The organism is Rugosimonospora africana (assembly GCF_016862975.1).
Classification (GTDB): domain Bacteria; phylum Actinomycetota; class Actinomycetes; order Mycobacteriales; family Micromonosporaceae; genus Rugosimonospora; species Rugosimonospora africana.
Window position 1 is genome coordinate 1 of the sequence record NZ_BONZ01000144.1, and the last position, 8050, is coordinate 8050.

General features: G+C 70.1%; 6 protein-coding genes. 1 reads left to right on the plus strand and 5 read right to left on the minus strand.

The genetic code is table 11. The features are described from left to right. From Raf01_RS48540 to Raf01_RS48550, 3 genes are all read right to left on the minus strand, one after another. On the minus strand, positions 1-1924 hold a 1924-nt coding region (locus tag Raf01_RS48540; protein ID WP_239134580.1), incomplete at its 3' end, for an AfsR/SARP family transcriptional regulator. Positions 1925-2151: 227 nt separating this feature from the next. Beyond that, complete coding sequence (locus Raf01_RS48545; protein ID WP_203924978.1) at positions 2152-3096, minus strand: acyltransferase domain-containing protein; 945 nt, start codon at positions 3094-3096, stop codon at positions 2152-2154. Positions 3097-3178: 82 nt separating this feature from the next. Then, positions 3179-3952: a class I SAM-dependent methyltransferase gene (locus tag Raf01_RS48550; protein ID WP_203924979.1), complete on the minus strand. Its 774-nt coding sequence runs from the start codon at positions 3950-3952 to the stop codon at positions 3179-3181. A gap of 258 nt (positions 3953-4210) precedes the next feature. Here Raf01_RS48550 and Raf01_RS48555 point away from each other — a divergent pair, with 258 nt between their 5' ends. Beyond that, positions 4211-5950: a flavin monoamine oxidase family protein gene (locus Raf01_RS48555; RefSeq protein ID WP_203924980.1), complete on the plus strand. Its 1740-nt coding sequence runs from the start codon at positions 4211-4213 to the stop codon at positions 5948-5950. Between the two features lie 24 nt (positions 5951-5974). Here the strand turns inward: Raf01_RS48555 and Raf01_RS48560 are convergent, their stop codons facing one another. Both Raf01_RS48560 and Raf01_RS48565 read right to left on the minus strand, forming a co-directional pair. Continuing rightward, the gene (locus Raf01_RS48560; protein WP_203924981.1) at positions 5975-6751 is read right to left on the minus strand and encodes a MerR family transcriptional regulator; all 777 of its coding nucleotides are present in this window, start codon (positions 6749-6751) and stop codon (positions 5975-5977) included. A gap of 54 nt (positions 6752-6805) precedes the next feature. Further along, positions 6806-7948: a serine hydrolase domain-containing protein gene (locus Raf01_RS48565; protein ID WP_239134581.1), complete on the minus strand. Its 1143-nt coding sequence runs from the start codon at positions 7946-7948 to the stop codon at positions 6806-6808. Positions 7949-8050 lie beyond the last annotated feature (102 nt).

Below are 8050 nucleotides of genomic sequence, written 5' to 3' on the forward strand. Positions count from 1 at the left end.
GGTCGAGGAGGCGATCCAGTGCCATGCGCTCGCTGTGTTCGGTCTCGTCCCTGGTCGCGGTGTAGGCGGCGTGGGCGCGGGTCAGGTCGTGGAACCGGTATCGGCCCGGGACGGGTTCCTGCAGGAGGTGGGCCTCCAGCAGCTGCTCGAGCACCCGGCCCGCCTCGCGCAAGGTGCCGTCGAGCAGCGCGGCCGCGGCGTACGCTTCGATGTCCGGGCCGGGGTGCAGGCCCACCAGCCGGTACGCACGCTGCAGATCGGCGCCCAGGTCCTGATAGGACAGATCGAGGGCGGCGGTGACGCTGCGCCGCCCGGCCTCCAACTCGACGAGCCGGTGCTGCTGGTCGCGCAGCCGCTGGACGAGATGTTCCAGGTCCCAGGTCGGGTGGGAGCGCAGCCGGGCCGCGGCGATCCGGATCGCCAGCGGCAACCCGCCACACAACTGCACCAACTCGGCCGCCAGCTCCGGTGGTTGGCCGACCAGCCGGCTCTCACCGGCGGTTTGGCGCAGCAGGGTGATGGCGTCGGGGGGTGGCAGGGTGTCCAGCGACAGGGTGTGAGTGTGGTCGAGCCCGGCCAGCCGGCGGCGGCTGGTGACCAGTACGACGCAACCGGGCGCACCGGGTAGCAGCGGTGTCACCTGGCTTTCGGCCGCGGCGTTGTCCAGCACGATCACCATGCGTTGGTCGGCCAGCCGGCTGCGGTACAACCCGGCACGTTGGTCGAGGCTGATCGGGATCCGTTCCCCGGCAACCCCGAGCGCGCGGAGCATCCAGTTCAGCGCCTCACCCGGTTCGATCGGTGCCACACCGTCGGTGTAGCCGTGCAGATCGATGAACAGCTGTCCATCCGGGTACCGGTCGACCATCTGGTGTGCGGCATGCACCGCCAGGGCGGTCTTGCCGACACCGGCCATCCCGTCGATCGCGGTGATCACGACCGTCGACGCATCGTGGATCTTGTCCAGGTCGGCCAGCTCGACGGTCCGGCCGGTGAACGCCTGCGGCGCGGCGGGCAGCTGTCTCGGCACCTGATGCGACGGGCCTGCCGGCGGCTCCTCCGTGCGGCCCGTGGCCGCGATCGCGTCGGGTGGCGGGTCGAACCGCGACGGGTCCCGGTCCGTGCCGACGGTGGCCGGAGCGGACCGGGGCAGCAGCCGGTACGACTCGCGCGGCTGTTTGAGCAGCGTGTCGGCGACGTCGCGGACGGCGGTGTCGAAGTCGGCGTCGTCATCGTCGAGCAACGCCCGCAGCCGGCCGGTGGCGAAGTCGCGGAAGTCGGGGATCTCGACGCGCCGGCCGTTCCGGGCCAGGGCGTGCAGGGCCAGGACCACGATGTCGTCGGTGGGGTACGTGTCGATCATGCGTCGGGCGGCGCGTGTCACGTCCTCGTACTGACCCAGGTGGATCTGCAGGGTGAGCAGGTCGCGGGCTACGGACCGGTGCCGCTCGTTCAGCTCGTGACGCAGCCCGTCGAGGGGAGCCCGGTCGATGCCGGCGAGCGGCTGCCCGCGCCATTCGCCGGTCGCCCGCCGCAGGCTTTCGGCGGCCGCCTGGTCGTCGCCGGCGTCGGCATGGTCGCGGGCCGCACGGGCATGCCGCGCGAAGCGTTGGTAGTCGACGAGGTCGGGGTCGATGTCGAGGCGGTAGGCGCCCCGGCGGCGACGGGCGTCCGGCAACATGGCCCGACTGCCACCCGCGTGCTGCAACGCCGTCCGGACGGCCGCCACATAGTCCTTCAGGGTCCGGGGCGTTATCTGATCGACGCCGCCCTCCCCGAGCAGGCGCAGCAGCGTGGTCGCCTCGACGTCCTCGCCCGCGTTGATGGCCAGGACCGCCAGGACGATCCGCTCGCCGACCCGCTGGATCGCCACCGGTCCGTCGGGGCCGTACAGCGTGACTTCACCCAGGACGCGGATCTCCATCGACGGCCTTCCTCAGCCACGCCCACAGTGCGGCTACCACAGGTAACCACGGCGCCTCTGTGCACTCGATCATATCTGTCCGGATGAATCTCGTGGTGCCGACCATTGTGCCGAACGAGTTGCCGACCTCGACTCCGCACACTCGACCACGTTTCAGCGGAGGCGCGACGATTGGCGGTCACGGTGGAACACCGTTCCCGTTTGTGGCCAGAGCACCGGGGGTGTAGCTACAGCGGGATGCGACCCCGGCGCCAGTACCAGTGGCCGCGGGCCTTCAGGTGGTCGGCGATCGCGCGCTGGAGCACGGTGCGGCGCGGCAGTTGGTCGAGCGGCGTGGTCAGGGTGCGGAACGCGAACCGCAGCACCTCGACGTCGGCGTCCAGCCCTTCCGGCTCCTCGTAGGGTTCGAGCTCGAACCTCCGCTGGAACCGGGCGATGTTGGAGTCCCGGGGCAGGTACTCCAGCAGCTGCGGGTCGAGCAGCCACGAGCCGCAGGAGAACGCGGTGTAGCGCTCGTCGGGAAAGTGGCGGGGGAAGAACGCGCGGGCCTCGTCCAGCGACGCCGTGACCGCCTCCGGGGTCATCGGCCCGGATTCGGGGATGTGCAGGTCGATGGTGGTGCCGCCGCGCTGGTGCTGCAGCCGGCCCAGCTCGTAGATGCCGCCGCGGGCGTGCAGCGTCAGCCAGCTCTGCATGACCGGCCAGCCCTCGCGGTGCATCCGCCGGTCGATCGCGAGATTGCGACCCAGGTCCGCGAGGGTCACCCAGGACACGGCGTCGGTGATGCCGTGGTCGCGGTGGTACCCCCGGACGACGTCGGCCAGGGCCAGGTACGCGTACACGTAGAGGTGCCGCCAGGCGGGGCCCCGGTCGCGCGGCAGCTCCGGGCCGGGCGACAGCCAGGCGTGGCCGCCGAGATCGGCGCGGACCAGGGCGATGGAGCGGTCGAGCAGCCAGCGCAGCTCCGGAGTCCACAGTGGAGAGTCGAGGTCGGGCCAGCCGGCCATGATCTCGGCGGCGTCGTCCGGCCGCACCGCGAGCCGGTCGAGGAGCGCGGGCGCGTCGGCCTTGGCGGGCAGCGGAGCCGACGGCAGGTCGCCGGCGAGCCGGTGCACGCGGTCGACGTCCTCGACGGGTACCCCGAGCCGGGCGGCGATGTCGTCCAGATTCACGCGGACGATCGTACCGGCCGGTGGGGTCGCCCCTCCCGCCGAACTGTCCGCCATCCGCGCCGCGCCGGCCGGAAGCCGTCGTTCATCGACACAGGAGGAAACCCGCGTGCGCGTCGAGGCGGAAGGTGCCCTCGTGCGCGATGATCGCGGCTATCCGCGCGCGTACCTCGTCGAGAATGGCGGGCGCCACGTCGCCCGCGCCCATGGAGCCGAGCCAGCGCATGACCGGCTCGGGCCGGGGCACGGCGATCGTGCTGTGGAAGTCGATCCGCTCGACCGTGCGAAAGTGTCGCCGGGCCACCCGCTCGCCGTCCTCGAGGTTGAACCGGCGGGACACGTCACGCCTGGCCGGTCCGCCGGTCAGCTCGCGTACCACCTCGTTGTGCACGTCGCGTGCCCGCCTCTTGTCCCGCGCGCCATTGGTCGCCAGCAGCACCGTGCCGCCCGGAGCCCGTACCCGCGCCAGCTCCGCCACCCCTGCCTCCGGGTCGGGTACGTGATAGAGCATGTGCATCGCGAGCACCGCTCCGCACGACGCCTCGCGTACCGGCAGCGCCGCCGCGTCCGCGACGAGCGCCGGCGCGCCGGCCACCACCAGCATGCCCATGGACAGGTCGCAGGCGATGGTGGCGCGGTCTGGCCGGTCCGCCCGCAGTGCGGCGCGGTAATGCCCCGGCCCGCAGCCCACGTCCAGCACGGGGCCGGGAGCCTGATGCAGCAGGCGCACCGCGGAGCCGACGAGATCGTGCCGAGGATCCTGGTACTCGTAGAGTGCGATGCGGGCGTTCAGCCGATCCGGAGTGGCGTATTCGCGGGTGGTCAGCACCGTGCGATCGGACAGATCGTCGAACAGCATGCCGTTCACCGTAGTGGAGCAGACTCTCGCCGCCCCGGATCCAGCCAAGAGGGATTCCGCCGATGTCCGACGGACACGGTGCCGTGGCGAGGTGTGCGCCTCGGTCCCGGGCGCGCCCGCGTGCCGCCCATTCTGGCTGCGGCATCCGGTTCCGTGCCTATAGAAACCATATGTGGAGAATGTTCGGATTGGTATATTAAGTGTGCAACTGGCCGTACGTGGCCGTCGAGTACGTCCCGCGGTGGGGGTGGGCCGAAGATGGGCAAGCCAACGCGCCGCGATCTGCTCAAGGCAAGCGCGGGCCTCGGCGCCGCCACCGTCATCGACACGGCGCTGGGCACGCCGGCGCGCGCGTCCGCGCGATCGCAGCCCCCCGCCTCCGGTGGGGACGGCGTGGTCGACGTCGCGGTCATCGGCGCCGGGGTGTCCGGGGCGTACGCCGCCTGGCGGCTGCTCGGCCCGGACGCCGGGCGCAGCCGCACGATCAGGCAACTCCGGCGTCGTCGCGGCGGTCGCCTGGCGGTGCGCCTGTTCGAGAGCAGCGAGCGCGTCGGTGGTCGCCTGTTCTCGGTCACCCCGCCGGGCATGCCACACCTGCACGCTGAGCTCGGCGGCATGCGCTACTTGAGCAACCACCCGGTAGTGGCCGACCTCGTGGAGTATCTCCGGTTGCCGACCGGCCCGTTCCCGGTCGACGAGCCGCAGAACATCGCCTACCTGCGCCAGCACCGCTTCACTCTCGCCCAGTTCGCCGACCCACAGGTCGTGCCCTACCAGCTACCGCCCGCGATCCAGGGCATGACGCCGGACGACGCGCTGCTGTCGGTCATCGAACGCTTCTTTCCCAACGCCGCCAGCATGGACCACCAGGCGTGGGACAAGGTCAAGCCGACGGCCACGGCCGACGGCCGGCACCTGTACAACATCGGGTTCTGGAACCTGCTGCTCGACGCGATCGGACAGGAGGGGTACACCTTCCTGCACGACGGGTTCGGCTACGGCTCGGTGGTGGACAACGTCAACAGCATCGAGGCGATGGAAGCCTCGGTAGCGGACTTCGTGGGCTCCCCGCCGCCGCAGTACCTGCTGCTGCGCAACGGCTACCAGACCATGCCCGAGGAATTGGTCCGGCGGTTCACCGCAGAAGGCGGCAGTGTCCACCTCCACCACCAGGTGCGCCGGATCGACCGGGAGACCGTCGACGGCGAACAGGTGCTGTCCCTCGCCCTCACCGTCTGGCCGGAGGGCCGGCGGCTCACGGTCCGGGCGCGGCACGTCATCCTGGCGATGCCCCAGCGCTCGATCGAGCTGCTGGACCCGGACACCTTCCTGTTCGCCAGCAACCAGTTCCTGTCCGACCTCGGCTCGGTGATCCCGCGGCCGGCCTCCAAACTCTTCCTTGGCTACGACCGGCCGTGGTGGCAGGACATCGGCCTGAACGCCGGTCGCTCGGTGACCGACCTACCGCTGCGGCAGGTCTACTACTGGGGTGTCGAGGGCGACCAACCTGGCGCCGACCCCGCCAACCGCAACGCGCTGATGCTGGCCTCCTACAACGACCTCAACGACGTGGAGTTCTGGAACGAGCTGCTGCGCCGGCCAGACCGTCTCGCTCCGGTGGCGGTGACGCGGCCGCCACGACCGATGGACGCGGCAGCGCCCGGGACGCTGGTCGACGAGGCTCAGCGCCAACTGCGCGAGCTGCACGGCCCTGACGCCCGCATCCCCGAACCCACGTCTGCGTACTTCCAGGACTGGGTGCAGGATCCGTACGGCGCGGCCTACCACTTCTGGCAGGTGGGGGCGAAGAGTTGGGAGATCATGCCGCGAATGCGCCACCCAGTCTCCGACGCCAACCTCTACATCTGCGGATCGGCATGGTCGACGGGGCAGGGCTGGGTCTACGGCGCGCTCACCCAGGCCGAGCTGATGCTCGAGCAGCAATTCGGCCTGCCTCGTCCGGCGTGGCTCTCGCCAGACGTCTACCTGGGCCCATAGCAGGCCACCTGACCGAGGTTCCCATCACGGGTACGGGATGGGTACGCCCGCGGAGCGGAGTTTGGTCTCGGTGAGCGCGGTCAGCCGGGCTGAGATCGGTGCCCCGTCCTCGCGGTGGCTGTTGATCAGCCGGTACTGGGTGGAAGCGTTGGCCCAGGCCCGCAGGCTGGTGGGATTCCCCAGCAGAATGGGGTTGGCGAGGTAGTGGTCGGCCATGGCGGTCGCAAGTTCTTCGATCCTCGGGTCGTCCGGCTCCCAGGTCTCGGCCTCCCAGCCGCGCTTGGTCAGGTCGATGTACTCGGGGTCGTCGAGCCAGTGTTCGAGCTGGGTCAGGAAGCCGTCGAAGCCTCCCGGCACCAGCGCCCGGGCCAGCACCAGGGCCTCGCGTTGCGCGGCCACGTAATCGGGGCTGAGGCCGAGGCCGGGCATCCGCTCCAGCAGCGCCACAGCGCGGTCGGGCAGCAGGGCCCTGTCGCCGTCGGCGAGCCGGTGCAGCGTGTCGCGGCGCGCGATCAGGTCTGCGATCCGATCGGTCAGCGTCCGTTCAACGTCGGCGAGGGCTGCGGCGACCAGCGAGGCGTCGGCGTCGAGCATGGTACCGATCTCGGCCAGCGGCACCCCGGCGGCGGCCAGTGTCCGGACCCGCACCAGCCGCAACAGATCGGCCGATCCGTACCGCCGGTAGCCGGAGCTGTCGCGTTCCGGTTCCTCGACCAAGCCGAGCTTGTGGTAGTGCCGCACCGTCTTCACCGTGACGCCGACGAATGCCGCCGCCTGCCCGATCGTGACTCTGTTCATCATCTGCTCAGCCTGCCCTGTGCTCGGGCTCGGCGACTACGCACACCCCGGCCGAGTTCAGTCCGTCGGCTGAGCCGAATCGGCCTGCCCGCCGCCGAACACCTCGTTGACGAGCCTTTGTTGGGCGTTCTGGAGTGCCGTCGCTATGGACAGGTCGGCGTCGTCCACGCAGTTCAGCGCGGCGGTCAAAGTCTTGCTGCCGTCGGGTGTGCCGTACATCAGCGCCGCGTGGCCCGCTGCCGCGCCGTTGTGGGATATGACTGTGCCGCCGTCCGTGTCCAGCACGAAGACTCCCAGGCCGTAGTCCATGTTGGGAATGCCCGTCGGGTGGGGGGTGCACATCTCGGCCAGCAGCGGGGCCGGCAGGAGCTTGCCGCTCAGCAGTGCCGAGATGAACGTGTGGAGGTCCTGGGTGGTCGAAATCATGTCGCCGCCGGCGGAGATCCAGGAGGGGTTCTGCCGGGTGATGTCGACCGTCTTCTGCTGGCCGGCGTCCTCGTACCGGTAGTAGGCGTGGGCGTGCGGCTCGGGAATCTCCGGCGAGGAGTCCGGCACCACCGTACCCGACAGCGCGAGCGGCGCCAGGATCAGCCGCTGCGTCTCTTCGGCGACTGAGCGGCCGGTGACCTTCTCGATCAGAAGCCGGGCCAGTACGTAGTTGGTGTTGGAATAGCTCCAGCCCGTCCCCGGCTCGAACCGCGCCGGCTTGGACAACGCCAGCTCCACCAGTTCCTGCGGCCGGTAGGTCTTGAACCGGTTTTCCAGCCACTGTTTGCCCGTGGTGCTGTAGGGGATGGGGATCCCCAGGGCGACCGTCCCGTCGTCGTAGACCTCGCCGCTGAAGTTGAACACCCCGCTGGTGTGCTGCAACAGCATCCGTACGGTGATCCGTTCGTCCAACCCGAACGTGGGCAGGTAGTCCGCCGCCGGGGTATCCAGCCCGACCTTGCCCTCGGCCACCAACTGCAGCACCAGGGTCGCGGTGAAGGTCTTGGTGTTGCTGCCGATCCGGACATGCCCGTTGATGGGTGGCTTCGCGGTCCCGCCCAACTCGGCCGCCCCGGCGCTGCCCGCCCACTCGCCCCGTTCGTCGTGCACGCGCAACGACACCCCGACGAAACCGGATTCGACGATCTCCTCGATCGCTTTCTGCAGCTTCGGGCGGGCGGTCTTGTCCTGCTCGAAAAGGGTGATGGACATGATGGTTCGCTCCTTCACAGCTGTTACGCCCGGGTCGGCGTCATGCGCTGCGACGAACTTCCACCCTGACCCAAGGTCAACGTCAACCATGATCTGACTCAC

What these genes read in the sequence shown, in the direction of transcription:
- Raf01_RS48565 (WP_239134581.1), bottom strand. Translation starts at nt 7,948, where the DNA reads ATGTCCATCACCCTTTTCGAGCAGGACAAGACCGCCCGCCCGAAGCTG.
- Raf01_RS48555 (WP_203924980.1), top strand. Translation starts at nt 4,211, where the DNA reads ATGGGCAAGCCAACGCGCCGCGATCTGCTCAAGGCAAGCGCGGGCCTC.
- Raf01_RS48560 (WP_203924981.1), bottom strand. Translation starts at nt 6,751, where the DNA reads ATGATGAACAGAGTCACGATCGGGCAGGCGGCGGCATTCGTCGGCGTC.
- Raf01_RS48550 (WP_203924979.1), bottom strand. Translation starts at nt 3,952, where the DNA reads ATGCTGTTCGACGATCTGTCCGATCGCACGGTGCTGACCACCCGCGAA.